This window comes from Kribbella amoyensis (genome assembly GCF_007828865.1).
GTDB classification, from domain to species: Bacteria; Actinomycetota; Actinomycetes; order Propionibacteriales; family Kribbellaceae; genus Kribbella; species Kribbella amoyensis.
Genome location: NZ_VIVK01000001.1, coordinates 1,978,394 through 2,004,432, shown reverse-complemented (window position 1 = coordinate 2,004,432; position 26,039 = coordinate 1,978,394). Strand labels below are relative to the sequence as shown.

27 protein-coding genes and 1 tRNA gene are annotated in these 26,039 nt (G+C 70.2%); 13 read left to right on the top strand and 15 right to left on the bottom strand.

Annotation, left to right across the window (positions count from 1 at the left end; genetic code table 11):
* The first annotated feature begins 265 nt into the window (after positions 1 to 265).
* Positions 266 to 2,140 carry a phosphoenolpyruvate carboxykinase (GTP) gene (locus FB561_RS09625; protein WP_202880579.1) on the top strand — a complete coding sequence of 625 codons (1,875 nt, stop codon included), beginning with the start codon at positions 266 to 268 and terminating at the stop codon, positions 2,138 to 2,140.
* 71 nt (positions 2,141 to 2,211) lie between these two features.
* Here the strand turns inward: FB561_RS09625 and FB561_RS09620 are convergent, their stop codons facing one another.
* Positions 2,212 to 2,868 (bottom strand): phosphoribosyltransferase, encoded by a 657-nt coding sequence (locus FB561_RS09620; RefSeq protein WP_145805160.1) that lies wholly within the window; start codon positions 2,866 to 2,868, stop codon positions 2,212 to 2,214.
* 98 nt (positions 2,869 to 2,966) lie between these two features.
* Between FB561_RS09620 and FB561_RS09615 the strand changes: the two genes are divergently transcribed.
* Entirely contained in the window at positions 2,967 to 3,386 is a 420-nt protein-coding gene (locus FB561_RS09615; RefSeq protein ID WP_238334743.1) for a PPOX class F420-dependent oxidoreductase, read from the top strand.
* A gap of 3 nt (positions 3,387 to 3,389) precedes the next feature.
* Here the strand turns inward: FB561_RS09615 and FB561_RS09610 are convergent, their stop codons facing one another.
* The gene (locus tag FB561_RS09610; RefSeq protein ID WP_145805158.1) at positions 3,390 to 3,611 is read right to left on the bottom strand and encodes a hypothetical protein; all 222 of its coding nucleotides are present in this window, start codon (positions 3,609 to 3,611) and stop codon (positions 3,390 to 3,392) included.
* Between the two features lie 156 nt (positions 3,612 to 3,767).
* Here FB561_RS09610 and FB561_RS09605 point away from each other — a divergent pair, with 156 nt between their 5' ends.
* A complete protein-coding gene (locus FB561_RS09605; RefSeq protein ID WP_145805156.1) occupies positions 3,768 to 4,664 on the top strand; it encodes an LLM class flavin-dependent oxidoreductase in 897 nt (298 codons plus the stop codon).
* Positions 4,665 to 4,728: 64 nt separating this feature from the next.
* On the opposite strand, the gene FB561_RS09600 is transcribed toward FB561_RS09605, so the two are convergent.
* Positions 4,729 to 4,818, bottom strand: a tRNA-Ser gene (locus FB561_RS09600).
* Between the two features lie 358 nt (positions 4,819 to 5,176).
* On the opposite strand from FB561_RS09600, the gene FB561_RS09595 reads away from it, so the two are divergent.
* The 5 genes from FB561_RS09595 to FB561_RS09575 are packed head-to-tail and all read left to right on the top strand — an operon-like array spanning position 5,177 to position 9,897.
* A complete protein-coding gene (locus tag FB561_RS09595) occupies positions 5,177 to 6,664 on the top strand; it encodes an LCP family protein (RefSeq protein ID WP_238334742.1) in 1,488 nt (495 codons plus the stop codon).
* 49 nt (positions 6,665 to 6,713) lie between these two features.
* Positions 6,714 to 7,667: a hypothetical protein gene (locus FB561_RS09590; protein WP_145805152.1), complete on the top strand. Its 954-nt coding sequence runs from the start codon at positions 6,714 to 6,716 to the stop codon at positions 7,665 to 7,667.
* Positions 7,668 to 7,695: 28 nt separating this feature from the next.
* Positions 7,696 to 8,154, top strand: a complete 459-nt coding sequence (locus FB561_RS09585) for a hypothetical protein (protein ID WP_145805149.1) — start codon at positions 7,696 to 7,698, stop codon at positions 8,152 to 8,154.
* Between the two features lie 40 nt (positions 8,155 to 8,194).
* Positions 8,195 to 9,154: an acetylxylan esterase gene (locus FB561_RS09580; RefSeq protein WP_145805147.1), complete on the top strand. Its 960-nt coding sequence runs from the start codon at positions 8,195 to 8,197 to the stop codon at positions 9,152 to 9,154.
* A complete protein-coding gene (locus FB561_RS09575; RefSeq protein ID WP_145812907.1) occupies positions 9,151 to 9,897 on the top strand; it encodes an MBL fold metallo-hydrolase in 747 nt (248 codons plus the stop codon). The genes FB561_RS09580 and FB561_RS09575 overlap by 4 nt, the downstream gene beginning before the upstream one ends.
* Before the next feature lie 56 nt (positions 9,898 to 9,953).
* On the opposite strand, the gene FB561_RS09570 is transcribed toward FB561_RS09575, so the two are convergent.
* The gene (locus tag FB561_RS09570; RefSeq protein WP_145805145.1) at positions 9,954 to 10,820 is read right to left on the bottom strand and encodes an HIRAN domain-containing protein; all 867 of its coding nucleotides are present in this window, start codon (positions 10,818 to 10,820) and stop codon (positions 9,954 to 9,956) included.
* A gap of 231 nt (positions 10,821 to 11,051) precedes the next feature.
* On the opposite strand from FB561_RS09570, the gene ilvA reads away from it, so the two are divergent.
* Positions 11,052 to 12,323, top strand: coding sequence for a threonine ammonia-lyase IlvA (ilvA, locus tag FB561_RS09565; RefSeq protein WP_145805143.1), 1,272 nt, complete (start codon positions 11,052 to 11,054; stop codon positions 12,321 to 12,323).
* 66 nt (positions 12,324 to 12,389) lie between these two features.
* Here the strand turns inward: ilvA and FB561_RS09560 are convergent, their stop codons facing one another.
* The 6 genes from FB561_RS09560 to FB561_RS09535 form a co-directional block, all read right to left on the bottom strand.
* The gene (locus FB561_RS09560) at positions 12,390 to 12,935 is read right to left on the bottom strand and encodes a hypothetical protein (protein WP_145805141.1); all 546 of its coding nucleotides are present in this window, start codon (positions 12,933 to 12,935) and stop codon (positions 12,390 to 12,392) included.
* A 123-nt stretch (positions 12,936 to 13,058) separates the two neighbouring features.
* Positions 13,059 to 13,304 (bottom strand): LuxR C-terminal-related transcriptional regulator, encoded by a 246-nt coding sequence (locus FB561_RS09555; RefSeq protein ID WP_145805139.1) that lies wholly within the window; start codon positions 13,302 to 13,304, stop codon positions 13,059 to 13,061.
* 5 nt (positions 13,305 to 13,309) lie between these two features.
* Positions 13,310 to 14,749, bottom strand: a complete 1,440-nt coding sequence (locus FB561_RS09550; RefSeq protein WP_145805137.1) for a rhamnulokinase — start codon at positions 14,747 to 14,749, stop codon at positions 13,310 to 13,312.
* Positions 14,750 to 14,791: 42 nt separating this feature from the next.
* Entirely contained in the window at positions 14,792 to 16,831 is a 2,040-nt protein-coding gene (locus FB561_RS09545; RefSeq protein WP_145805135.1) for a bifunctional aldolase/short-chain dehydrogenase, read from the bottom strand.
* The gene (gene rhaI / locus FB561_RS09540; RefSeq protein WP_145805132.1) at positions 16,828 to 17,991 is read right to left on the bottom strand and encodes an L-rhamnose isomerase; all 1,164 of its coding nucleotides are present in this window, start codon (positions 17,989 to 17,991) and stop codon (positions 16,828 to 16,830) included. The genes FB561_RS09545 and rhaI overlap by 4 nt, the downstream gene beginning before the upstream one ends.
* Positions 17,992 to 17,994: 3 nt before the next feature.
* The gene (locus tag FB561_RS09535) at positions 17,995 to 18,330 is read right to left on the bottom strand and encodes an L-rhamnose mutarotase (RefSeq protein ID WP_145805130.1); all 336 of its coding nucleotides are present in this window, start codon (positions 18,328 to 18,330) and stop codon (positions 17,995 to 17,997) included.
* 303 nt (positions 18,331 to 18,633) lie between these two features.
* Here FB561_RS09535 and FB561_RS09530 point away from each other — a divergent pair, with 303 nt between their 5' ends.
* From FB561_RS09530 to FB561_RS09520, 3 genes are all read left to right on the top strand, one after another.
* Positions 18,634 to 19,815 carry a LacI family DNA-binding transcriptional regulator gene (locus tag FB561_RS09530; RefSeq protein ID WP_238334741.1) on the top strand — a complete coding sequence of 394 codons (1,182 nt, stop codon included), beginning with the start codon at positions 18,634 to 18,636 and terminating at the stop codon, positions 19,813 to 19,815.
* A gap of 139 nt (positions 19,816 to 19,954) precedes the next feature.
* Complete coding sequence (locus FB561_RS09525; RefSeq protein WP_238334740.1) at positions 19,955 to 20,812, top strand: aldo/keto reductase; 858 nt, start codon at positions 19,955 to 19,957, stop codon at positions 20,810 to 20,812.
* Between the two features lie 133 nt (positions 20,813 to 20,945).
* Positions 20,946 to 21,497: a DUF4240 domain-containing protein gene (locus tag FB561_RS09520; RefSeq protein ID WP_145805128.1), complete on the top strand. Its 552-nt coding sequence runs from the start codon at positions 20,946 to 20,948 to the stop codon at positions 21,495 to 21,497.
* 6 nt (positions 21,498 to 21,503) lie between these two features.
* Here the strand turns inward: FB561_RS09520 and FB561_RS09515 are convergent, their stop codons facing one another.
* The 3 genes from FB561_RS09515 to FB561_RS09505 are packed head-to-tail and all read right to left on the bottom strand — an operon-like array spanning position 21,504 to position 23,828.
* A complete protein-coding gene (locus FB561_RS09515) occupies positions 21,504 to 22,175 on the bottom strand; it encodes a hypothetical protein (RefSeq protein ID WP_145805126.1) in 672 nt (223 codons plus the stop codon).
* A gap of 52 nt (positions 22,176 to 22,227) precedes the next feature.
* Positions 22,228 to 23,457, bottom strand: coding sequence for an RNA polymerase sigma factor (locus tag FB561_RS09510; protein WP_145805124.1), 1,230 nt, complete (start codon positions 23,455 to 23,457; stop codon positions 22,228 to 22,230).
* Positions 23,454 to 23,828: a YciI family protein gene (locus tag FB561_RS09505; RefSeq protein ID WP_238334739.1), complete on the bottom strand. Its 375-nt coding sequence runs from the start codon at positions 23,826 to 23,828 to the stop codon at positions 23,454 to 23,456. Before FB561_RS09505 ends, FB561_RS09510 begins: the two co-directional genes overlap by 4 nt.
* Before the next feature lie 155 nt (positions 23,829 to 23,983).
* Here FB561_RS09505 and FB561_RS09500 point away from each other — a divergent pair, with 155 nt between their 5' ends.
* Positions 23,984 to 25,417: an MFS transporter gene (locus FB561_RS09500; protein WP_145805120.1), complete on the top strand. Its 1,434-nt coding sequence runs from the start codon at positions 23,984 to 23,986 to the stop codon at positions 25,415 to 25,417.
* Here FB561_RS09500 and FB561_RS09495 read toward each other — a convergent pair.
* Positions 25,371 to 25,721, bottom strand: a complete 351-nt coding sequence (locus tag FB561_RS09495) for a YciI family protein (RefSeq protein WP_145805118.1) — start codon at positions 25,719 to 25,721, stop codon at positions 25,371 to 25,373. The two genes, FB561_RS09500 and FB561_RS09495, sit on opposite strands and share 47 nt — an antisense overlap.
* 75 nt (positions 25,722 to 25,796) lie before the next feature.
* The gene (locus FB561_RS37800; protein WP_170284613.1) at positions 25,797 to 25,952 is read right to left on the bottom strand and encodes a DUF6131 family protein; all 156 of its coding nucleotides are present in this window, start codon (positions 25,950 to 25,952) and stop codon (positions 25,797 to 25,799) included.
* Positions 25,953 to 26,039: the final 87 nt, after the last annotated feature.

The window sequence follows — 26,039 nt, the reverse complement described above, 5'->3', positions numbered from 1 at the left end:
GGCCGGTCTTTTCGTGGGAAAGCGATTGTCGGACAAAATCTGTGACCCGCCTCACGCGGAACCGGTTCTCAGCACCCCATACGGTCGCTTATCGTTAGTACCACTTGCACACTGGTATACGTCCACTGGACACACTGGTCTGCGATGCACACACCGCCAGCCAGAGCTAGATCGAACCGTCGGAGACCCCGGCGGCCGGTGTCGTACCCCTCAACGCCGAGGGGCGCCGGCGCCGGGACCGATCGCGAGAGGGAAAGAGCCGCCGATGACGACCACCGCCAGCCCTGCCCAAGAAACCGCCCATCCCGGGGACGCCCTCAGCGTCGAGAGTCCCGCCGCCGACCTGAGCGCCGCCCCGACTGAGCACGCAGGCTTGCTGGCCTGGGTCGCCGAAGTCGCTGCCCTGACCCAGCCCGACCGGATCCACTGGGTCGACGGCTCCGACGCCGAGTACGCCCGGCTGACCGACGAGCTGATCGCCGCCGGCACCCTGGTCCGGCTGAACGACGAGAAGAAGCCGAACTCCTTCTGGGCCCGGACCGACCCGTCCGACGTCGCCCGGGTGGAACAGCGCACGTTCATCTGCTCGGTCGACGAGGCCGACGCCGGTCCGACCAACAACTGGATGGACCCGGGCCAGATGAAGGCGCTGATGACCGAGCTGTACCGCGGCTCGATGCGCGGCCGGACGATGTACGTGGTGCCGTTCTGCATGGGTCCGCTGACCGCCGAGAAGCCGATGTTCGGGGTCGAGATCACCGATTCGGCGTACGTCGTCGCCTCGATGCGGATCATGGCCCGCACCGGCGCCGAGGTGCTCACCAAGATGGCCACCGACGCTCCGTACGTGCCGTGTCTGCACTCGGTGGGCGCCCCGCTACAGCCGGGCCAGGCGGACGTGCCGTGGCCGTGCAACGAGGAGAAGTACATCGTCCAGTTCCCCGAGGAGCGGGCGATCTGGTCGTACGGCTCAGGCTACGGCGGCAACTCGCTGCTCGGCAAGAAGTGCTACTCGCTGCGGATCGCCAGCGCGATGGCCCGGGACGAGGGCTGGCTGGCCGAGCACATGCTGATCCTGAAGCTGATCTCGCCGGCGAAGAAGGTGCACTACGTCGCGGCCGCGTTCCCGAGCGCGTGCGGCAAGACCAACCTGGCGATGCTCGACCCGACCCTGGAGGGGTGGGAGGTCGAGACGCTCGGCGACGACATCGCCTGGATGCGGTTCGGCGCGGACGGCCGGCTGTACGCGGTGAACCCGGAGTTCGGCCTGTTCGGCGTCGCCCCGGGCACCGGCTGGAAGACGAACCCGAACGCGATGCGCACGATCGAGAAGGGCAACTCGGTCTTCACCAACGTCGCCCTGACCGACGACGGCGACGTCTGGTGGGAGGGGTACTCCGAGACCCCGCCGGACCACCTGACGGACTGGAAGGGCCGGGACTGGACGCCGGACTCGGGCGAGCTCTCCAGCCACCCGAACAGCCGGTTCTGCACTCCGATCAAGCAGTGCCCGATCATCGCCGACGAGTACGAGGACCCGAACGGCGTGCCGATCTCGGCGATCCTGTTCGGCGGCCGCCGGGCCACCACGGTGCCGCTGGTCACCGAGGCGCGGGACTGGGAGCACGGCGTGTTCATGGGCGCGACGCTGTCCTCGGAGACGACGGCCGCCGCGGTCGGCGAGGTCGGCGTGGTCCGGCGCGACCCGATGGCGATGCTGCCGTTCATCGGCTACAACGCGGGCGACTACCTGAACCACTGGATCACGGTCGGCAAGGACAACGACGCGGCCAAGCTGCCGAAGATCTTCTACGTGAACTGGTTCCGCAAGGACGAGGCCGGCAAGTTCGTCTGGCCGGGCTTCTCCGAGAACAGCCGGGTGCTCAAGTGGGTGATCGACCGGCTCGAGGGGGAGGCGGCCGCGGTCGAGACGCCGATCGGCCGGGTGCCGACCCCGGAGTCGCTGGACGTCAGCGGGCTGGACCTGACCCCGGAGGCGCTGCAGGTCGCGCTGCACGTGGACGCCGAGGAGTGGAAGGCCGAGATCCCGTTGATCGAGGAGTGGTTCGCCAAGCTCGGCGACAAGGTGCCCACCTCGCTGAAGGTCGAACTCGACCACTTGAAGGCTCGACTGGGCTGACGGTCGGGGGTAGGAGAAGAGGCGCCTCGGTCCTGGCGGGCCGAGGCGCCTCGCCCTGTCCGGACCGGCGATCAGGCCGTACTGCCGTGGTGCGCGGCGAGGATCGCGCGGACCGCGTCGCCGGGGACCGGGGCGAAGTCGCGGTACGCCTGCCCGACGGCCGAGAAGTGGTCCGGGATCCACGCGCAGACGACGTCGTCCACCTCCGCGGCCAGCCGCCGGCAAGTACGGGCACCACCGACCGGTACCGCGACCACCACGCGCGCCGGTCGTTCCCGGCGGACGGCCTGGATCGCGGCCCGCATCGTCGAACCGGTCGCGAGTCCGTCGTCCACGAGCACCACGGTCCGGCCCTGGATCGGCGCCGCGGCACGGCCCTCGCGGTACCGGGTCTCGCGGAGCCGGAGCTCGGCCTCCTCACGATGGCGGACCTCCTCGAACGCGGACTCGGAGACCCGGGCGAGCACCGACTCGTTCCGGATCACCTGGACCTCCGTCCCGGGCCCCGCGATCGCGCCCATCGCCAACTCGGGCTGCCCCGGCAGACCCAGCTTGCGCACGATCAGGACGTCGAGCTGCCCGCCCAGCGCGGCCGCGACCGGAGCGGCGACCGGTACGCCACCTCGGGCCAGTCCGAGGACCAGGACGTCATCGTCGTCGACCACCTTGGCCACGTGCTCCGCGAGCGCTCGTCCCGCGGCGGTCCGGTCGTGGTACGGCCTGCGCATCGCCGCTCACCTCCCCACCTCTGCCGTGGTTCCGGCATCGGGTCGATCAGCACCAGCTTCTCGCTTCCGGCGGCCGCGTGCAGCCGTAGCTTGGAAGCATGGTGGAAATCCCGGAGAGCGCGCGGGCGGTGCTCACGTCGAACGCGCTGGCGCACCTGGTCACGATCAACCCGGACGGCAGCCCGCAGGTCTCGGTGGTCTGGGTCGGGCTGGACGGCGACGAGATCGTCGCCGGCCACGTCCCCGAACACCGCAAGGTCAGGAACATCCGCCGCGACGGCCGGGTCGCGCTGTCGCTGGAGACCACGCACCGCAACGAGTTCGGCCTGGTCGAGTACCTGGTGGTGACCGGGACCGCGCGGATCACCGAGGGCGGCGCCGTCGAACTCCTGCGCGAGCTGGCCCACACCTACCTCGGGCCGGACGCGGAGTTCCTCCCGGGCGACGACTACCCACCCGGATTCGTCACACACATCACGGTCGACCGCCTCGGCGGGGTCGGGCCGTGGGTGTCCTGACGCTCAGAGACTGATCTGGTCGATCGGTACCCGGACGGTGCATTCGTGCCCGTCGTCGTCGGTGTACTGCACGAGGGCGAGCAAGCCTTCGGCAGTGTGCAGGCGGCCGATCAGCCACGCCGGGCGGCGGTGCCGGCCGACCACGGCCAGCACATGGGCCGGCAACGGGGCCTGCAGAATCGGACGGGGGTCGTTTCCAGGCGGCCGGACGAGGGAGTCCGTCATCGCCAATCACACCCTTTCGCGAGGGGACCAAGCGCAAACCTTCACCCGCTCCTCACCCGGTGACCCTGTGCCTTGTGGGCGGATCACCTCGGGCCATTCCACAACGTACCCACGTGGCGCGCGATCACCCGTGGTGCACAGCTTTATGTTGGTTCAATGAAGGTTGGCGTGATGCTTCCGGTCGGCGACAGCGACGGCGTGGCCGGGGCTCCCCCGAGCTGGGCCGACATCCGTACGTTCGCGCGGACGGCGGAGAGTACGGGACTCGACTCGGTCTGGCTGGCGGACCACTTCCTCTACCAGGCACCGGACGGCGCGCGGTACGGGACGCACGAGGCGTGGACCCTGCTCAGCGCGGTCGCCGCGGTGACGGACCGGGTCGAGCTCGGCACGATGGTGCTGTGCGCGACGTTCCGGGATCCCGGGCTGGTCGCGAAGATGGCGGCGGCGGCGGACCTGGTGTCCGACGGCCGGCTCGTCCTCGGGGTCGGCGCGGGCTGGCACGACCCGGAGTACGAGGCGTTCGGGCTGCCGACCGATCACCGGGTCGGCCGGTTCGCCGAGTGGCTGGAGATCGTCGCGCGGCTGGTCCGCGGTGAGACGGTGACGTTCGAGGGGAAGTACCACCAGGTCCGGGACGCCGCCCTGCTGCCGCCACCCGCTCGGCGGATCCCGCTGCTGGTCGCGAGCCGGCAACCGCGGATGCTGGACCTGACGGCGCAGTGGGCCGACGCCTGGAACACCGCCTGGTTCGGCGCGGTCGACGAGCGCGTCCAGAGCCGGTTGCGCGACCTCGGATCGGCGGTGAGCCGCAGTGGCCGGCCCGACGACGCGATCGCCCGGACGGTCGGGATCGTCGTCCGCGACCCGGACCAGCCGGCCGGCCCGGATGCGGAGCCGAACGCCCTGACCGGCAGCGTCGAGGATGTGGCGAGGGTCATCAAGGACTACGAGGCGCTCGGCGTCGACCACCTGATCGCGGTGCTCGAACCGATGACGCCGCGCTCGGTCGAACGCCTCGCCGAGGCCGGCCGGCTGGCCACCGGCGGCTAGGGCAACCCGCCCGGAAACGAACGAGCCGCTCGGGACCAGGCCCTGAGCGGCTCGAACTCAACTGCGGAGGCGGCGGGATTTGAACCCGCGAGAGGGGATCACCCTCAACCCGCTTAGCAGGCGGGCGCCATCGACCGGACTAGGCGACGCCTCCTCCGACGGTCCCCTGCGGGACACGACGACGGCCAAGACTATCCGGACAGACGCCCCGGCGGCAAAGCGGGGCCTGGGACGGCTTGGGAGTGTCGTCCTTTCGCTGTGTACCCTGGCCCGAATCGACGGGGATCGAAGCGTCAGGTCAACCGAGGAGGCCGTGCCGGCGTCTGAAGAAGTGGAGTACTGAGCCTTAACGGGCTCGAGGACGCAATCAGGGCCGCCAAAGTGCGGCCCTTGTCGCCGCCACGTCGTCGATCCAGGGAACGGAGCCCATGTCGCGGAGCACTCGCGCAGCCGGCCGGAGGTCTGCGCCCAGGGGCAGCCGGTCGAAGCACCGGGCGCACCGGGCTCGCTCCATGTCGAAGGCCATCGGTCTCACCCTGGTCAGCGCACTGATCCCCGGCTCCGGGTTCCTGATGGGCGGCCGGACCAAGCTCGGCGCCTTCGTGGTCACGCTCAGCGTCGGCCTGCTCGGTCTCGGCGCGTACATCGGCCTGACCAAGCGGGAGGCGGTGCTCGAGCTCGCGGTCGACCCGCGCCAGCTGCTGATCGCGACCGCCGGTGTCGTGGTGGTCGGCCTGCTCTGGATCTGGGTCGTCGTGCAGTCGCACAAGTTGCTCCGCCCGGTCAGCCTGACCGCGGTCGGCCGGTTCGCCGGCTCGGCGTTCGTCGGACTGCTCTGCTTCGCGATCGCCGTCCCGACCACCGTCGCCGCCCAGACCGTGATGGCGCAGCGCGACCTGGTCGGCAGCGTGTTCGCCTCCGAGGGCAGCTCCAAGTCGGCCACCCGGCCCAAGGTCGAGGACAAGAAGGACCCGTGGGCGAACACGCCGCGGCTGAACATCCTGCTGCTCGGCGCGGACGACGGCGCCGGCCGCGACGGCACCCGGACCGACACCGTGATGGTCGCCTCGATCGACACCAAGACCGGTGACACCAAGCTCGTCTCCCTGAGCCGGAACTGGATGCGGATGCCGTTCCCGGAGGACTCACCGCTGCACAAGTTCTACCCCGAGGGCTTCTGGGACCCGAGTCTCGGCAATGTCGAGCAGCCGGAGTTCTACCTGGACGCGATGTACCGGAACCTGCCGGCCGCGCATCCGCAGGCGCTCGGCGCGTCGGACAACGAGGGCGCCGACGTGCTCAAGGTCTCGGCCGGCGAGGCGCTCGGCCTGGACATCGACTACTACATGCAGGTGAACCTCAAGGGGTTCGAGTCGATCGTCGACGCGCTCGGCGGGATCAAGGTCAACATCAACTACAAGGTGCCGATCGGCGGCGACTACAAGGGCCCGGGCTCGGCCGACGACGTGCTGCCGAAGGACTACCTGCAGCCCGGCCCGGACCAGAAGCTGAACGGGCACGACGCGCTCTGGTTCGCCCGCGGCCGGTACGGCCTGAGCGACCCGTCCCGGCAGGAGCGGCAGCGCTGCACGATCCACGCGATGGTGAGCAGCGCGAACCCGGCCACCCTGGTGACCAAGTACAAGGAAATCGCCGCGGCCAGCAAGAAGCTGCTGCAGACCGACATCCCGCAGGAGATCCTGCCGGCGTTCATCGAGCTCGGGCTCAAGGTGAAGACCGCGAAGGTGTCCAACATCGACCTGGACAAGGACAAGAACTTCCCCTCCGGCAAGAACCCGGACTACGAGGCGATGCGCGAGATCGTCCAGAAGGCGATCGCGCCGAAGCCGGCCGCGTCGCCGACCACGACCGCCGGCGAGCCGTCGACCACGCCGTCCCGCAAGCCCACCACCAAGCCGACGGGCAAGCCGAAGCCCACCAAGCCCGGTGGTACCGAGGACCTGAGCGACGCCTGCGCGTACCACCCGGCGAACCCCTGACGGCAGGAAACGGCCACCACCGCCGACCAGCACCCGTGGAGCTTCGACAATGAAGCTGACGGACGACCTGGGGACGGACGGGATGCGGATCAGAAGTATCGCCACGAGTGCCCTTGCCCTTGTCCTGCTCGCCGGGTGCAGCTCGTCGGGCGAGGAACCGGCGGCCGCACCTCCGCCGAGTCCGGCCCCGACGACGCCGACTGTCCGGCCACCGCTGACGGTCCCGCAGTACCAGGCGCTGCTGGCCGGGATCGAGCAGCGGATCCGGCCGCTGCTGGTCCAGGCGATGGCGACGAAGACGCTGCCGGCGACCGATACCGCGCGGGTCCGGCTGGCTATCGCGCTGGAACGTGAGTACAAGGCGGCCGAGCCGGTCACCGCGCCACGGGGCCTGTCGTCGGAGCACCACAGCCTGCTGGCCGTCCTCGGGAGCTACCGCAATCTGCGGACCCTGTTCAGCACCGCGATGCTGGAGAAAAAGAACGGCTGCGGACTGCCGAAGCCGGTGGCCTCACTGCTGTACGAGGCCAAGCGCGACGTCTACTACTCGGTCGGCGGCAGCTCGCTGAAGGCGCTCACCGAGGACCTGGCCAAGGTGAAGATCAGCTTCGGCAAGACGATGATGCCGGCCGGGCCGGCGGATCCGCCGCGCCGCGACCGCCGGGGCGTGAACGGCAAGGTGCTGCAACGCTCCGGGCCACGCGGTTCCGGGGTCCTGCAGATCACCAACGACGACGACTCCGACGTCGTGATCGCCGCCGTCGCCGGTGACCCGAAACGGCCGCTCGCGTCGATCTACGTCCGCGGCGACTCCAAGGCCACGCTGTCCGGGATCCGCGGCACGTACTCGGTGTACGTGAAGTCCGGGTCGGACTGGGACTCCCGGCGCGGCCTCCTTCAACGAAAGCTGCTCGTACGAACGGTTTCAGCGGTTGTTCGACCAGCGCTCGAACTGGCGGATCAGCCTGGCCAAGACCGAGCTCGGGAACGCGATGACGAGTGAGGTGCCGGCCTTCTGAGATCCTGGGTCGATGCGTACGACGTACCGGATGCGGGCAGGGCGGTTCCTCGGGATCCTGGCCGCCGGGTTGATCCTGCTCGGGGTGGCCGCGATCCTGTGGGCCTTCGGGGTGCCCGCTGCGGTGGTGGCGGTGTTCCTGGTCCTCGGTGGGCTGGTCGCCCTGGCCGGGTTGTGGATCCTCGCCCGTCCCCCGGTTCTGCTCCGGCTGTCCGACGACCGGATCGAGGTCCGCGGGCTCCGGACCGAGTGGACCGACATCACCGAGGTCGGCCGGGCGGAGACGACCCACGGTGAGGCCGTCGTGCTGCGGACCAAGCAGGAGGACGGCTCGATCCTCGTCCCGCTGGGCTGGCTGGCTCCGGCGAAGGCGGGTCAGCTCGAGACCGAACTGCGGGACCGGCTGAACAAGGCCCACGGCTACACCATCTGGGACGGCACTGCCGGCGAGGACGGCGATCCCGCAGAATGACCGTGCCCTTCGTTCCGGTTCGTTCCTGAGGAGTCGCCGCGTGCTGTCGTTCGACCTGTCCGCCGAGGACCTGGCCGTCTACCCGGGCACGAACCCGCGACCGGCGGACTTCGACCAGTACTGGGACAAGGCGCTGGCCGAATTGGCCGCGATCCCGGCCGACGCCGAGTTCGCCGAGGCGACCGAGTTCCCGCTGCCGTTCGCGCGGGCCGAGCACCTGTACTTCACCGGCACCGGCGGCTACCGGGTGCACGCGAAGATGATCCGGCCGCACGAGCCGACCGGTCCGGCGGTGCTGATGTTCCACGGGTACGGCGGGGAGCAGCCGAAGTGGATCGACCTGCTCCCGTACGCCGCTCGCGGGTACACCGTGGCCGCGTTGGACGTGCGCGAGCAGGTCGGGTACCGCAGCGGGACCCAGCAGCCGAACTCGTTCGACCTGCACCACCACCTGGTCCACGGCCTCGACGGTGGCCCGGACGCGTTGCTCTACCGGCACGTGTTCCTCGACACCCGGCGGCTCGCCGACCTCGTCCGCGCCCTGCCCGAGGTGGACGCGGCCCGGGTCGCGACCACCGGCTGGAGCCAGGGCGGCGGCCTGAGCCTGGTCTGCGCCGCGCTCACCCCGGAGATCAGGTACGCCGCGAGTGTGTACCCGTTCCTCACCGACTACCGGCGCGCCTGGGACCTGAACCTGGATCGCGAGCCGTACAACGAGATCACCACCTGGTTCAGGAAGCGGGATCCCCGGCATCTGCGCCGGGACGAGGTGTTCACGACCCTCGGGTACATCGACCTCCAGCACCTGGCCCCGCGGATCCAGGCCGAGGTCACCCTCTTCGTCGGTCTCGAGGACCAGGTCTGCCCACCGTCCACCCAGTACGCGGTCTACAACAAACTCCGGTGCCGCAAGGAGATCCGCACCTATCCCGACTTCGGCCACGACGACCTCCCGGGCGCCATGGACGACATCTACCAACTCATCGGCGAGAAACTCTGACCGCGCTCACGATCCTCGGCACGGCCGCGCCTTATCCCCAACCGGACCGGCCCTGCTCGGGGTACCTGCTGAGGGGCGGCGGCGCATCGGTCTGGGTCGACGCGGGCCCGGGTTCGCTCGCCGAGTTGCTCCGGCACACGACGATGGCCGAGCTGGATGCGATCTGGATCTCCCACCTGCACCTCGACCACGTGGGCGATCTGCTCAACGCGTACTACGCCCTCGCTTATGGTCAGCTGCCGGCGCTGAGCCGACCCGTACCCGTGTACGCGCCGGCCGCGCTCGGTGCTCGGATCGCGGGGTTCTTCGAGCAACCCGATGCGGGCTTCGTCGGTGACGTACTCGAGCTCCGTCCGCTGCACGACGGGCACGTTCTCGAACTCGGTGGTCTCACGGTGACCAGCCGCTTGGTGGATCACGGGATCGAGGCGTACGGGCTCCGGGCGAGCGCCGACGGTCACACGCTCGCGTACTCCGGTGACTGCGCTCCCTGCTCGGCATTGGACGAGCTGGCGGACGGGGTGGATCTCCTGCTCTGCGAGGTGGACTCGGATACGCCGACCGAGGTGCACCACACGCCGGAGCAGGCAGGCGCGTTGGCGCGGCGTACCGGCGTCGGGCGGTTGGTGGTGACGCACGTCGGACCGTCGCTGGTGCCTTCGGTGGCGACCGCTCGGGCCGCCGAGGTTTTCGGCGGCCCGACGGTGTGCGCGGAGGTCGGCGAGACCCTCAGCCCCTGGTAGACCCGCAGCACCCGCCACCACCTGATCGCTTGGTGAGTGCTGCGCGTCCGCCTGGGTCAGTTGGCTTCCTTGCCCGCCCAGTAGTGCCAGGCGGGTGAGACCACCGGCGACCTGGTCAGGCCGTCCGGCCAAGTGGCCGGCAGATCGTGGCTGCGGGCGGCGTAGAGCACCACCTCGGCGGCGATGCGATCACCGCGGACCGCGACCCTGGCCGCTGTCTCCGCCCGCATGTCCGAGAGGTAGTGGATGGCCGGCAGGAACTCCGCGCTGAGCCGTGGACTGAGCCGGCCCACCGGTTCGTCGTCGAGCCGGATCTCCACCACGATCCGGTGCCGGTCCTGGTAGCCGTCGTCCTCCTCGACCGCGTGCAGGGTGCCGTACGCCCAGCACTCGCCCTCGGGCCGGAAGAACGGCGCCAGCACCTCCGGCCGGACGTTGCCGCCCGGGACCACGATGCCGCTGCCCGGCGGCAACAGGTGATGGCTGCCCGGTGGTGGCAGGTTCACCGGGACCAGCATGTGCGGCTGTCCCAGCGCGACCGCCACGCTGGCGTGGAACGCGATGCCCTGGTCCTCGGCATCGGCCCAGGCCGCCGGCTCCCACTCACTGACCCACAGATGGCACGGCACCTGCGGTTGCAGGCCTTGCGCCACCAGATCCGCCAGCACCGGGTGGTACCGGTGCGCGTCGTCCCTCGGCAGGTAGCCGACCACTTTGTCCTGCACCCGCACGGCGATGGAGCGCGGGTCGAAGCGGTTGTGCGGTTCCGGGACGAGATCCGCCACGGTGTCCAGGTCTGCGCCGCGCGCCGGGATCGGGTCCGGAAACAGGCTACGGATGGCCTGCTCGTGCTGGCTCTCGCGCACGACTTCCTGACCACACCACAGGGCGTCTCCCCACAGACTGAACGGAATCAGTTCCATACCTTGCCCCTCCAGTCCCCCGTGACCGGTTTACTCGGCTCATCCCGTCCAGGGCCCTGGCCGTTACACCGAGTGAGCGTATGAGAACTAGACTGCCCCACCGAAGGCCGTTTCACGCATGGATCGACGACCTGTTGCGGAACGGTGTCCGCTCGTCCGGACTCTGGACGCGTTTCGTCCTGTGGAGCGGGCTTTTCGGGAGAATCGTGCATTTGCACGGGAAGGAATGCCATGCAGGACAGAGATTCCGCGGTCGCGCCGATCGTCGACGCCGACGCCGTCGAGCACGCGGTCAAACGCCTCGACGGGGTCGCGGTGCGTACTCCCCTGCAACGCAACCTCCGGCTCTCGGAACGGACCGGTGCCGAGGTCTGGCTGAAGCGCGAGGATCTCCAGATCGGCCGCTCCTACAAGCTCCGCGGCGCCTACAACCTGATCGCCCAGCTCGACGACACCGCGAAGCAGGCCGGCGTGGTCTGCGCCTCCGCCGGGAACCACGGCCAAGGTCTCGCGTACTCGTGCCACGCCCTCGACGTCAAAGGCCGCGTCTTCGTCCCCCGTACGACGCCCCGGCAGAAGCGGGACCGCATCGCGGCACTCGGCGGCAGCCAGGTCGAGGTGATCGTCACCGGGGACACGTACGACGACGCCGCGGCCGCCGCTTCGGCCGAGTCGGCGACGACCGGCGCGACGATCGTGCCCGCCTTCGACGATCCCCGAACCGTCGCAGGACAAGGGACCGTGGCCGTCGAGCTCGTCGACCAGCTCGGCGCACCCCCCGACGTCCTGGTCGTACCGGTCGGTGGTGGCGGCCTGGTCGCGGGTGTCGCGACGTGGCTGGCCGAGCGGCATCCCGGGGTCCGCATCATCGGGGTGGAACCGGCCGGCGCGGCAAGTATGGCGGCGGCCCTGGCAGCCGGGGAGCCGGTGACCCTCGACCACCTGGACAGCTTCGTCGACGGCGCCGCGGTCCGCCGGGTCGGCGAGGTGACCTTGCCGCTGGTCGCCGCGGCCGGGGTCGAGCTGACCTCGGTACCGGAGGGCCTGGTCTGTTCGGAGATGCTCGCGCTCTACCAGACCGACGGCCTGATCGCGGAGCCCGCGGGGGCGCTGTCGCCTGCTGCGCTGGGCAACGGGGTCGCCGTGAAACCCGGTGAGACGGTGGTCTGCTTGTTGTCCGGCGGCAACAACGACGTCAGCCGGTACGGGGAAATCCTCGAACGCTCGTTGGTGCACGAAGGGCTCAAGCACTACTTCCTGGTGACGTTCCCCCAGGAGCCGGGCGCGTTGCGGCAGTTCCTCGACGAGGCGCTGGGGCCGGACGACGACATCACCCGGTTCGAGTACGTGAAGCGGAACAACCGTGAGACCGGCGTCGCCCTGGTCGGTATCGAGATCGGCCGCCCGGGAGACCTCACCGGCCTCCTCGACCGGATGACCGCAGCGCCCCTGGACATCGAACGGATCCAGCCCGATTCGGTCGAGTTCCGCTACCTGGTCTGAACCCCACCTGGGGACCGTGAACAAGGAATAGCCTGTTCAAGGTCCCCAGTTCCTGGTCACTGTCGACTACCTGCGCTTCGACGAGTGCCGGGGCCCGCGTTCGTCGAGCACCCGCTCCTGCGGCTGCGTGGTTTGTTGCCCTGGGCCCATAGGATCCGGTCCGCCCGCTTCGGCGGCCGTCGGGGAGCGCCTGATTTCGGATTCCTGCGCGCCGTCGGTGCCCCAGGTGTTCGCGTGGGGGTTGCCGCCGGTGGGCTGGTCCGGGTCGACGGTCTCGGCGTGGGTGCGGTGTTCGTCGGACTCGGCTCGGGCTTGGTCGGCGGCTTGCTGCCGCTCGGTGGCGCCGGCGGCGAGACGGCGAGCTTCGGCAGCCTTCTCGTCCGCTACTGCCTGGGCCTTGCGGGACCTGGCTTCGACCTCGTCGGCCGCGGCTTGCTGCTTGTCGGCCTGGGCCGCGGCCACGCGGGCCTGCTGTTCGTGTTCGTGGGCTTCCTGCCGGTCATGGTCGAGGCGCCGCTGCTTCGACTTCTTCGCCGTCGCGGCGATCAGCGCCAGCAGGATCGCCACGACCACCACGGCCAGGACGATCCACACCACTGTCATGCCGTCCATCGCTCCTCCTCGGCTCGATGTTCGGCGCCCCCGGTACCCGCCCGCCAACCAGCCAACCAGCGGCCGGCGCGCGGTGGTGCGGACACGCGCCGGCCGAAGACGGGGAGGTCGGACGAGGCGGGCTCAGACGAGGCCGCGGTGGGCGGCCCAGACGATCGCCTCGATGGCTGTGCCGACGCCGAGGCGGTCGCAGGTGGCGCGGACGCGGCGGCGGACCGTTCGTTCGGAAAGGTCGAGGCGTCGGGCTACCGCGTCCATCGGGAGGCCGGTGGCGAGGAGGCGGAGGAGTTGGAGGTCCTCGTGACTGATCTCGCGGTGCAGGACCAGCCGGGGCGGCGGGCTGAGGGTCTCGTTGTGCAGTGCGGTCATGCTGATCACCTGGTTCCGAACACCCGGGACTCGGCGGCGTCCCAGTCGGCCAATTTGCCCTGCGGTGCGTAGCGCCGTAGGGGATGGGTCGCGCGGACTAGTGCGCGCAGTGCGGTCAGGTCCGGCAGCGGCGCCCCCAGCGCGCGAGCCTGGACCAGGACGTTGCCAAGGGCCGACGCCTCGACCGGACCCGCGAGAACGGGCAGGCCGCACGCGTCGGCGGTGAGTTGGCAGAGCAGTTCGTTCTGCGAGCCGCCGCCGATCACGTGCACGACGTCGACCGCGCGGCCGGTCACCTCCTGCGCCTGCCGCACCGTCCGCCGGTACGCCAGCGCCAAGCTCTCCAGGACGCACCGGGCGACCGCACCTCGGGAGGCCGGCTTCGTCTGGTCCGTCCGGTCGCAGAACTCGTCGATCCGGGCCGGCATGTTGCCCGGGGCAAGGAACATGCTGTCGTCCGGGTCCACGAGGGCCCCGAACGCGGGCGCGGCGGCCGCCTCCTTGAGGACCTGGGTCAGCTCGTCGGTCGCCCACACCCGCAGGCATTCCTGCAGGATCCACAGGCCCATCACGTTCTTCAGGAACCTGGTCCGGCCGTCGACCCCACCCTCGTTGGTGAAGTTCGCCTGCCGCGCCTCGGCGGTCAGCACCGGCGCGGGCAGCTCCAGGCCGACCAGCGACCACGTCCCCGAGGAGATGTAGGCGAAGTTGTCGGTCTCGGTCGCCGGCACCGCCACCACCGAGGACGCCGTGTCGTGTGACCCGACCGCGATCACCGGAGTCGCCGGATCCAGCCCGGTCTCCTCGGCGACGGCGGGCAGGATCGGCCCGATCACGTCCCCCGGCTCGCGGATCGCCGGGAACACCTCGGGTGGTAGGCCGACGCGCCGGGCCAGGTCCTCGCTCCAACGGCGCGCGCGGACGTCGTACAGCTGGGTGGTGGAGGCGTTGGTCGCCTCGGCACCAGGGCGACCGGTGAGCCAGTAGCCGAGCAGGTCCGGGATCATCAGCAACGACTTCGCCTGGGCGAGCAACGGCTCCGCGACCACCTGGTACAGGGTGTTGAAGGGCAGTTGCTGGAGCCCGGTCACGGAGTACAGGTCCTCGGCCGGCACCGTGCGGAGTACGCGCTCCATCACTCCGTCGGTGCGGGCGTCCCGGTAGTGCACCGGATTCCCGAGCAGGCGGCCTTCGCCGTCGAGCAGGCCGTAGTCGACCGCCCACGAGTCGATGCCGATGCCGTCGACCGCACCGATCGACCGCAGCCCGGCCAGGGTCTCGCGGTACAGGCCGAGCACGTCCCAGTGCAGGGTGTCGTGGACCCGCACCGGCCCGTTCCAGAACCGGTGCACCTCGGTCAGCTCGAGCACGTCGGCACCGACCCGGCCGAGCATCACCCGACCGCTGGAGGCGCCGAGGTCGACGGCGGCCAGTCGAAGACTCATCTACGGCAACTCCTCTCCGGTGTCATGGCGGGGTGGGATCGGCTACCGCAGGAACGCGGCCGCGACCCCGGCGTCGACGGGGACGTGCAGGCCGGTCGTGTGGGTCAGGTCCCCGCCGGTGAGGGCGAAGACGGCGGCGGCGACGTGCTCCGGCAGGACCTCGCGCTTGAGCAACGTCCGCTGCGCGTAGTACGCGCCCAGCTCGGACTCGGGGACGCCGTACACCGCGGCGCGCTTGGCACCCCAGCCGCCGGCGAAGATGCCGGAGCCGCGGACCACGCCGTCGGGGTTGACGCCGTTGACCCGGATGCCGTGGTCACCGAGCTCGGCGGCGAGCAGCCGGACCTGGTGTGCCTGGTCGGCCTTGGCCGCGCCGTAGGCCACGTTGTTCGGTCCGGCGAAGACCGCGTTCTTGCTGGAGATGTAGACGATGTCGCCGCCGATGCCCTGGTCGATCAGCACCTTCGCCGCGGCCCGGGAGACCAGGAACGAGCCCTTGGCCATCACGTCGTGCTGCAGGTCCCAGTCCTTCTCGGTGGTCTCCAGCAGCGGCTTGGAGATCGAGAGGCCGGCGTTGTTCACCACGAGGTCGACGCCGCCGAACGCGAGCACCGCCTGCTCGAACGCCTCGGCCACGGCGTCCCCGCTCGACACGTCGGCGCTGACCGCCACGGCCTTGTCCGGACCACCGATCTCCTTGGCGACCGCCTCGGCCGCCGCGGCGTCGAGGTCGGCGACCACGACGCACGCACCCTCGGCGGCGAGCCGGAGCGCGATCGCCTTGCCGATGCCGGATCCGCCACCGGTGACGAAGGCGATCCGGGTGGCCAGCGGCTTCGGCTTCGGCATCCGCTGGAGCTTGGCCTCCTCCAGCGCCCAGTACTCGATCCGGAACTTCTCCCGCTCGTCGATCGGCGCGTACGTCGAGACCGCCTCGGCCCCGCGCATCACGTTGATCGCGTTCACGTAGAACTCACCGGCGACGCGCGCGGTCTGCTTGTCCTTGCCGAAGCTGAACATGCCGACACCGGGCACCAGCACGATCGCCGGATCCGCACCCCGCATCGGCGGGCTGTCCGGCGACGCGTGCCGCTCGTAGTACGCGGCGTAGTCCTCGCGGTAGCTCTCGTGCAACTCACGCAGCCGGGTGATCGCGTCCTCGAGCGGAGCGGTGGCCGGCAGGTCCAGGACGAGCGGGCGCACCTTGGTCCGGAGGAAGTGGTCCGGGCAGGACGTACCGAGCGCGGCCAGCTCCTGCAGCCGCTCGCGGGCCGTGAACTCCAGCACCACCTGGTCGTCGTTGAAGTGGCCGACCTGCGGGTTGTCGGTCGACGCGAGCCCGCGGATCACCGGGGCCAACGCGGCCGCGCGCTTCCGCCGCTCCGCCACCGGCAGGGCTTCGTACCCGGCGACGACGGCGCCGAACGGCTCGGCGGACCCGCGCTCGGCGAGGAACTTCTCGGCGGTGTGGATGATCTCGAGCGAGTTCGCCTCGCACTCGGCCGAGGTGTCGCCCCAGGCGGTGATGCCGTGGCCGCCGAGGATGACGCCGATGGCCTGCGGGTTCTCCTGCTTGGTGCGGGCGATGTCGAGGCCGAGCTGGAACCCGGGCCGCCGCCACGGCACCCAGACCACCCGGTCGCCGAAGCACTCGGCGGTGAGCTTCTCACCGTCGGCGGCGGTCGCCAGCGCGATCCCGGAGTCCGGGTGCAGGTGGTCGACGTGGGGCGCGTCGACGAGGCCGTGCATCGCGGTGTCGATCGAGGGTGCCGCTCCGCCCTTGCCGTGCAGGCAGTAGTCGAACGCGGCCACCATCTCGTCCTCGCGGTCGACGCCGGGGTAGACGTCGACGAGGGAGTTCAGCCGGTCGAGGCGGAGCACCGCCAGTCCGGCCGGGGTGAGCGTACCGAGGTCGCCGCCGGAGCCCTTGACCCAGACCAGGTCGACCGGCTGCTGGGTGACCGGGTCGGTCGCGGTGCCCTTGGCGGACGTGTTGCCGCCGGCGTAGTTGGTGTTGCGCGGGTCGGCACCGAGTCTGTTGCTCCGGGCAACAAGCTCCGCTGCGGTGTCGCTCACTCTCATGCTCCCCATCCGGCCTGCTGGCCGTCGGCTCGGTCCTTGCTGATCTGCTCGAAGTAGCCGCTGCGCTTGTACGCCGCGACCGGGTCCGGGTCCAGGCCCTGCTCCGCGCGCAACTCGGCGAGCAGCGGGCGGACGTCGGTGTTGTAGGCGTCCATCAGGGCGGCGTTGGCCCCGAGGACGTCGCCCTCGCTCTGCGCCTTCCGCAGCGCGTCACGGTCGACCAGCAGCGCCTTCGCGGTCGCCTCCTGGACGTTCAGCACCGAGCGGATGATCGCGGGTATCTTCTCCTCGATGTTGTGGCACTGGTCGAGCATGAACGCGATCCCGCGGTCCGGGTCGAGCGCGTCGCCGCGGACGATCTCGTTCATGATCCGGAACAGCTGGAACGGGTCGGCAGCGCCCACCATCAGGTCGTCGTCGGCGTAGAACCGGCTGTTGAAGTCGAAGGCGCCGAGCTTCTTCGCCCGGAGCAGGAACGCGACGATGAACTCGATGTTCGTCCCCGGCGCGTGGTGGCCGGTGTCGATGCACACCGTGGCCTTCGGGCCGAGCTCCAGGCAGTGCGCGTACGACGTGCCCCAGTCCGGGACGTCGGTGGTGTAGAAGGCCGGCTCGAACAGCTTGTACTCCAGCAGCATCCGCTGGTCGTCGCCGAGCCGGTCGTACACCTCCCGCAGCGCGGTCGCGAGCCGGTCCTGCCGGTCCTGGATGTCGTCCTGGCCCGGGTAGTTGGTGCCGTCGGAGAACCACAGCTTCAGGTCCCGCGACCCGGTGGCGTCCATGATGTCGACGCACTCGAGCAGGTGGTCGGTGGCCTTGCGGCGGACCCGGGGATCGGGGTGCGTCACGCTGCCGAGCTTGTAGTCGTCGTCCTGGAACACGTTGGAGTTGATCGCGCCGAGCCGGACGCCCTGACCCTTCGCGTACGCCGAGAGCGCCGCGTAGTCGGACACCTTGTCCCACGGGATGTGCAGCGCGACGCTCGGGGCGACCCCGGTGTACCGGTGCACGACGGCCGCGTCGGCGATCTTCTCCTCCGGGGACCGCGGCACGCCCGGCTGGCTGAACACCTTGAACCGGGTGCCCGAGTTCCCGAACGCCCAGGACGGCAGCTCGATCTCCTGGCGGCGCAGCGCGGTCTTCACGGCTTCGGTCGTCATGGCTCAGTCCTCTGCGGGTGGGGTCAGGTGGAAGATCTCGCGGAGCAGCAGGAACGACTCGTCCGGCGGCCGGCCGTCGTCCCCGGCGAAGAACTCGGTCATCTCGGCCTGCCAGCGGGCGTTCACCTCGGTCGCCGCCATCGCCTTCTGGGCGGCGTCCAGGTCCTCGGCCTCGACATAGCCGATCAGCAGGCCGTCGTCGCGGAGGAAGAGCGAGTAGTTGTGCCAGCCGGCGTCCCGCAGCGCGGCCTGCATGTCGGGCCAGACGGTCCGGTGCCGTTCGACGTACTCCTCCAGGCGGTCCGGGCGGACCTGGAGGCAGAAGCAGTAGCGGTTCACGAGATCCCCAGCGGCGGAATTGAAACGACGCAGTCACCGGCGAGGGACCGCGCCGAGCCCGGCCGCACACAGGGTCGGGGACGGGTCATGGCCACCTCCGTGGGTTCCGGGCCGATTGCTGAAAGGTTTCAAGAAGATTGCACGAAAGTACGGGCGGGCGGCCCGGCGCGTCAAGGCCTGGCCGGCAAGTCTGCGGACATCCGCAGGCACCTGCTGCGGAAATCCGCAGGTGGACCTGGCGGACAACCACAGGTTCGGCGGGTACGCTTCGACCGCTATCACGTTTCAAACCGGGGAGGCCGCGTGGCACCATCCAGCGCAGGGCGCGCCGGCCGCCTGCCCGATCCCAAGGAGCCGGTACCGTCCCCGGGCGCGCGCACCACGGCCCGGCCGGGAGCCCGCGTCGCCGGCCGCCGGGTCCCGGTGCAGAAGTCCGGCAAGCCGGGCAAGTCGCGTCAGGTCCGGGCGGCCGCCGGGGTCAAGGACGTCGCCGCCGCGGCCGGGGTCTCGCTCGGCACCGTCTCGAACGTGCTGAACCGGCCCGAGATGGTCAGCCCGGCCACCCGGGCCAAGGTCGAGGCGGCGATGCAGTCCCTCGGCTTCGTCCGGAACGAGTCGGCCCGCCAGCTCCGGGCCGGGAGCAGCCGGATCCTCGCGTACCTCATGCTCGACGCGGGCAACCCGTTCTTCACCGACGTGGCCCGCGGGGTCGAGGAGGCGGCGACCGATGCCGGGTTGTCGGTCTTCCTGTGCACGAGCAACGAGGACGCCGCCCGTGAGGCCGACTACCTCGACCTGCTCGAGCAGCAACGCGTCCAGGGCGTCCTGATCACGCCGATCGACTCCGACTCGACCCGGCTGCGTACCTTGCCGATGCGTGGCACCCCGGTGGTACTGGTGGACCGTTCGCTCGACGACGCGCAGCACTGTTCGGTCGCGGTCGACGACGTCCTCGGTGGCGAGGTCGCGCTGGCCCACCTGATCGAGCTGGGGCACGAGCGGATCGCGTTCGTCGGTGGGCCTACCACGATCGGCCAGGTGACCGATCGACGCCAGGGGGCCCGGCAGGCGCTCGAACGGGCCGGTCTGCCCGCCGCGAACCTGGTCGAACTGACCACCAAGGCACTCACCGTGGCCGAGGGTAGGGGCGCTGGGCAACGACTTGCCGGGCTGCCCGCGGACCGGCGTCCGACGGCCGCCTTCTGCGCGAACGACCTGCTGGCGTTGGGATTGCTGCAACAGTGCGTGAGCCTGGGGCTGCGGGTACCGGAGGATCTCGCGATCGTCGGGTACGACGACATCGAGTTCGCCGCGGCCGCCGCGGTACCGCTGACGTCGGTCCGCCAGCCACGCCAGCTCCTCGGCAAGACCGCGGCCGAACTGCTGCTGGACGAGTCGTCGAACCCCGATCACGAACACCAGCGAGTCACCTTCACCCCCGAGCTCGTCGTCCGCACGTCGACCCGAGGAAAGACCGCCCGCTAGTGTCCTGAGTCGGAAGTTCGGCGTGAGATTTCGGTGTTCAGGTGCGTGCCTGGGCGCCGAGAGCGCCGGCGAACTTCCGACTCAGGACACTAGGTCCTGACTTGACCTGGAGTCCACTCCAGATCAGATCGTGGCGGGTATGACGAAACTGAAGCTCGCGCTCGGCGCGATGGAATTCGGCACCCGGATCGACGAGAAGACCTCGTTCGCCCTTCTCGACGAGTACGTCGACGGTGGTGGCGAGTGGATCGACACGGCCAACTGCTACGCGTTCTGGCAGGACGAGAGCGGCCGCGGTGGACAGAGCGAGGAGCTGCTCGGCCGTTGGTTCGCGGCGCGCCCCGGCGTCCGCGACCGGGTCAAGCTGGCCACGAAGGTCGGCTGCGAACCGCTCTGGCCCGGCAGCTTTCCCGAGCACACCGAGGGCCTCGGCCGGCAAGCGATCGACGCGGCCGTGGAGACGTCGCTGCGCAGGATGGGCATCGACCACATCGACCTGTACTGGGCGCACCGCGACGACCTGACCACGCCGTTGGAGGAGACGGTCGAGGCCTTCGGCCGGCACGCGACCGGGGGAAGGATCGGCCGGCTCGGCCTGTCGAACTACGCGCTGTGGCGGGTCGAGCGGATGCGCGGCCTCGCGGAACAGCAGAACGTGATGGGCCCGACCGCGCTGCAGATGCGCTACTCGTACCTCCAGCCGCGCCCGTTCGTCCGCGACCACACCCACGACCACCGGTTCGGCTGGATCACCGACGAGATGCTCGACTACGCCGACCGCAATCCCGAGCAGCAACTCTTCGCGTACAGCCCCCTGATGTCCGGCAGCTACGAACGCCAGGACCGCCCCATCCACGAAGGTTTCGACCACCCAGGCACCACCCGCCGCCAGGAAGCCCTCGCCAAAGCCGCAGCCGAACTAGGCGTCAGCAAGAGCGAAGTGGTCATCGCCTGGCTCACCGGCGGCACCCCGACATCATCCCCATCGTCGGCATGAGCACCCCAACCCAGCTCCGCACAGCCCTGTCAGGCGCCCACCTGAGCCTCCCCACCGAACTCCGCACCCAACTCGACGAACCCTGGTGAGCCGAAGCATCCTCGTCGGGGGTTATTCGTGACACGCTTTGAAGGTGGACAGGGATCGGTTCTGGGGGCTCGTGGAAGCGGCTCGGGCGATGGTGGACGACACCGTCGCGGATCCTGATGGCGTCGCGGACGCGCTGGTGAAGGCGCTGAGCGGGATGGGCGCGGAGGAGATCGTCGGGTTCGGGGTGCAGTTCGACCTGTTGCAGGCCGAGGCGTACCGGTGGGACCTGTGGGGTGCGGCCTATCTGATCAACGGTGGCGCCTCGGACGACTCGTTCGACTACTTCCGTGGCTGGCTGGTCGCGCAGGGGCAGGAGACCTGGGACGCCGCGCTGGCCGACCCGGACTCGCTGGCCGACGTGATCGACGAGGACCTGGACGAGGACTTCGAGGGGTTCGACGGCGAGGCGCTGCTCGCGGTCGGCAGTGAGGCGTACGCCGCCGGGGCCGGGTCGGCGAAGGACTTCTGGGGTGCCGTGGACGCGGCGACGCCGGAGGCACCCGACGTCCCGGGCGGGCAGACGTTCGACTTCGACGACGAGGGCGAGATGCACTCCCGGTTCCCGCGGCTGGCGGCGTTGTACCTGGAGGAGTGACTTGCCCTAAGCTCCCGGTTCGCCGCCGAGGCGATCGATGAAGGTGCGCAGGGAGCGGCGCCAGCCGGCCTGGCCCGCTTCCGGGTCGGCGGCGGCCAGGCTGACCAGGTGCTGGGTCATCTCGAAGCCGGCCACCGCGTCGCGGATCAGGGTGAGCGTCTCGTCCGGTACGCCGTCGTCCTGCGGGACCGGGTGACTCACCCAGCCGGAGCCGAAGCCGGACGGGATCAGCAGCTCGGGGACCAGGGACTCGTGCGACAGCGACGCGAGCTCCTTGCTGCCGTTGTCGATGCTGAAGATCGTGGTGCCGCGGCGGCGGACGTCGTCGATCCGCTCGAGCAGCGTGTCCGCCGGATTCGCCTCGCTGACGACCAGCAGCGACTCGCCCTTGCCGGAGTCGCGCAACCGGTCCAGGCCGATCGCGAGATGCGGCGGAGCGTCCGGCGGCGGCGCCCAGCGGACCAGGGACGGGCGGACGTCCTCAACCCCGGCCCGGTGCAGCTCGTCGTCCAGGTGCGCGGTCAGGTGCCACGGCTCGTCCTCGGCCGGGCCGAACAGCAACAACCCACCCCTGCGGGTGGTGTAGCGGCGCAAGGAGTGGGCGAAATCGGTGGTCCTGGTGCCCAGTTCGGTGCCGGTGATCATCTCGCGCAGCATCGACGCCTTGGTGAGGTCCACGGCTCCAACCGTGACATACCGGGGGTGCGTCGGCGACCGGAACCCGGTCGGGTCAGAGCGAGTCGGCGCGGGACTTGAGGTAGTTCTGCTCCGGGACGGACGTGGTCCGGCGGGCCGCCAGCAGGTAGCTCGCCCGGGCCGCCTCCTTCTCGCCGGACATCTCCAGCAGGTGCGCGCGGACCGCCTCCAGCCGGTGGTGATCCTTCATCCGGCCGTCGGTGTCGAGCGGTTCGAGCAGCGCGAGCCCTTCCTTCGGACCGCTCGCCATCGCCACCGCGACCGCGTGGTTGAGCCGGACCATCGGGTTGTCGGAGATCTGCTCGAGCACCTGGTACAGCGCGACGATCTGCCGCCAGTCGGTGTCCTCCGCGCGTTCCGCGGTGCCGTGGACGGCGGCGATCGCGGCCTGGACCTGGTACGGGCCGAGCTGGCTCCGCGACAGCGCGTCCGTGACCAGCGCCTCGCCCTCGACGATGGCGTCCTTGTTCCACAGCGAGCGGTCCTGGTCGGACAGCGGAACCAGAGCGCCGTCCGCGTCCGTACGGGCCGGGCGGCGCGCGTCGGTGAGGAGCATCAGTGCGAGCAATCCGGCGACCTCGCCGTCGTCGGGCAGCAGCCGGCGTACCCCGCGGGTCAGGCGGATCGCCTCCGTAGTCAGCTCGGCGCTGTGCAGGGCGACCCCGGAGGACGCGGTGTAGCCCTCGTTGAAGATCAGGTACAGCACGTGCAGGACGACGCCCATCCGCGCGTCCCGCTCGGACTCCGGCGGCATCTCGAAGGTGGAGCCGGCTTGCTTGATACTTCTTTTGGCGCGGCTGATCCGTTGCGCCATCGTTGCCTCGGGCACCAGGAATCCGGCCGCGATCTGCGCCGTGGTCAGACCACCGACGGCCCGCAGCGTCAACGCGATCTGGGACGCCGCCGACAACGACGGGTGACAGCACAGGAACAGCAGCGTGAGCGTGTCGTCCCGGCCGCCGTGGTCGCCGATCTCCGGGCCGGAGGCAACGAATTCCTCGGGCGCGGACAGCGAGGCGACGTTCTCCTCGCGCTTGCGCCGGGCCGACTCGCTGCGCAGCAGGTCGGTCAGCCGGCGGGACCCGACCCGGATCAGCCAGCCGCGCGGGTTCGACGGTACGCCCTCGCTCGGCCACTGCTGAGACGCGGCCAGCAGCGCCTCCTGGACCGCCTCCTCGGCGAGGTCGAAGTGCCCGTAGTGCCGGACCAGCGCACTCAGGACCTGCGGCGTCTCCTCCCGGAGCAGGAGCTCGAAGTCGCTCACATCTCCAGCCCGGAAGCGTCCATCACCGGCCGCACCTCGACGGCCAGGTACTTCGCGTCCGGCATCCGGGCCGCGTACTCGATCGCCTCGTCGATGTCGTCGCACTCGACCAGGTAGAACCCGGCCAGGTGCTCCTTCGCCTCCGCGTACGGCCCGTCGGTGGTGGTCCGGGTGTCGTCCTCGCCGACCGACACGGTCCGCGTGGTGATCGGGTCGGCCAGCCCGGCCGCGCTCACCAGCTGGCCCTGTTCGGTCAGCTCGCGGGTCAGCTCCTGGTGCGAACGGGTCAGGTCGTCCCGTTGCTCGGCCGACAGGCTCGCCCAGCTCTCCGGGTTCGAGTAGATCAGCAGCATGTACTTCACGGTCACCATCCTGACGTCCCAGGAGGCCGCTGTGACCCCCTCGTACCCGGGACGTCGGATCAGCGGTCCCGAATCTCGACAGATTTGTCGAACCAACGTCCCCCGGTACCGACGTCCCCGGTGGAACGGCGCCCGGCCCGGGCGCCCGCAGTACTGGAGGAGTCATGCGGAACGCACCTGACCCGAAGCGCTGGTACGCCCTGGCGCTGCTCTGCCTGACCGGGTTCATGATCATCCTGGACGCGTCGATCGTGCTGGTCGCGGTGCCGTCGATCGAGCGCGACCTGACCTTCTCGGCGGGTGGCGTGCAGTGGGTACCGAGCGGCTACGGGCTGATGTTCGGCGGCCTGCTGCTGCTCGGCGGCCGGGTCTCCGACCTGCTCGGACGACGTCGGGTCTTCATGACCGGACTGGGCCTGTTCGCGGCGTCGTCGCTGCTCTGTGGGTTCGCGTGGACCGGAGACGCGCTCGTGCTGGCCCGCGGGCTGCAGGGGATCGCGGCCGCGGTCCTGGCACCGAGTGCGCTGTCGATCGTGATGACGACGTTTCCGGACGGCGCGGAACGCAACAAGGCGCTCGGGATCTGGGGCGCGACCAGCGGCGTCGGCGGGACCGCGGGCTCGCTGATCGGCGGCCCCGTCACGGACGGACTCGGCTGGCAGTGGATCTTCTTCATCAACGTGCCCGTCTGCCTGCTGGTCCTGGTACTGGCGCCCGTCCTCCTCCAGGACAGCCGTGGACCCGGCCGGCGCGGCTTCGACGTTGCCGGTGCGATCACCGTGACGGCCGCGTTGATCGTGCTCGTGTACGCCGTGATCGAGGCACCCGAGTCGTCCGCGGGGAGGACCACGGTTCTCGCGCTGGTCTCGGTCGCCCTGTTCGCGGTGTTCGTCCGCATCGAGCAACGGTCCGCGGCCCCGCTTCTCCCGCTGCGCCTGTTCCGCTCCCGCGCGCTGGTCGGCGGGAACCTGATCACGATCGCCTTCGGCCTCGGCGCGTTCGGGCTGAACTTCGTCTACACCCAGTACGCGCAGCTGGCGCGCGGGTACTCCGCGGTGGAGTACGGGCTGATGTCGTCGGTCCTGGCGGCGACGGCCGTGGCCGGGTCGATCGCCGGGCAGCACCTGGTCACGCGGATCGGGATGCGCCCGGTCGCCGCGGTGTCGCTGCTGCTGAGCGGGATCGGCGCGACCGTGATGAGCCGGTCCGCCGTCGACTCGGCGTACTTCGAGGTGGCGTTCTGGGGACTCGCGATCTTCGGTGCGGGGCTCGGTGCGGGCACGGTGGCCGGCGCGATCGCGGCGCTGCGGGACGTGACGGGCGACGACGCGGGTGTGGCGTCCGGGCTGCAGAACGCGAGCTTCCAGATCGGCGGTGCGATCGGGATCGCGATCCTGTCCGCCATCGCCGTCTCGCACACGAGCGGGACGACCCCGGCCGCGCTGACCGAGGGGTACCAGGTCGCGTACCTGTGGTGCTGGGTGTTCGTCGCCGCCGGGCTCGTGGGGACCGCACTGCTCATCGGCCGCAAGCAGACCGTGGAGGGTGAGGTCACGGAGCCGACAGCAGAGTCCCCCGCAGTTCGACTCGGTCCTTGACCAGGGCGGCGACGCGTCCGGCGATCTGCTGGGCGCGTTCGTCGTCCGCGACGTCGACCATGAAGTAGCCGGCCAGCAACTCCTTCGCCTCGCCGAACGGCCCGTCGGTGACGACCCGCACGCCGTCGCGGATCTGCACCACCCGTCCGTCGGCCGGGAGGCTGAGCCCCTCCGAGCTGACCAGCTCGCCGGACTCGGCCAGCTCCTGCTTGAGCGCCGTCAACGCCCGGATCGCGGCGACGTCCTCGGCGGACCCCGTCCAGGTGTCGTCGGTGGTGCCGTAGATGAGTACCAGGTACTTCATCTTCCGGATGTTAGTGCTCTGAACGGACAGAACCCCCGCGAACCGAGGTCGCGGGGGTTCTGGGCTCTCAGCCGATCAGTACCAGTGCTTCCGGCCTCCGACGGCACGGCCGGTGGAGCCGAGCACGAACAGAACCGCGCCGATCACCAGCAGGACGATGCCGATCGTCCACAGGATCGAGACCTTCAGCAGGAATCCCAGCAACAGCAGGATCAGGCCGAGGATGAGCATGGAGCCTCCTTCTCAGAACGCCACCAGGGCGGCGGCGGCAGCAGACCAGTGCCCGGCCGCCTCCGGCCCGAACCTCCAACGACCGTT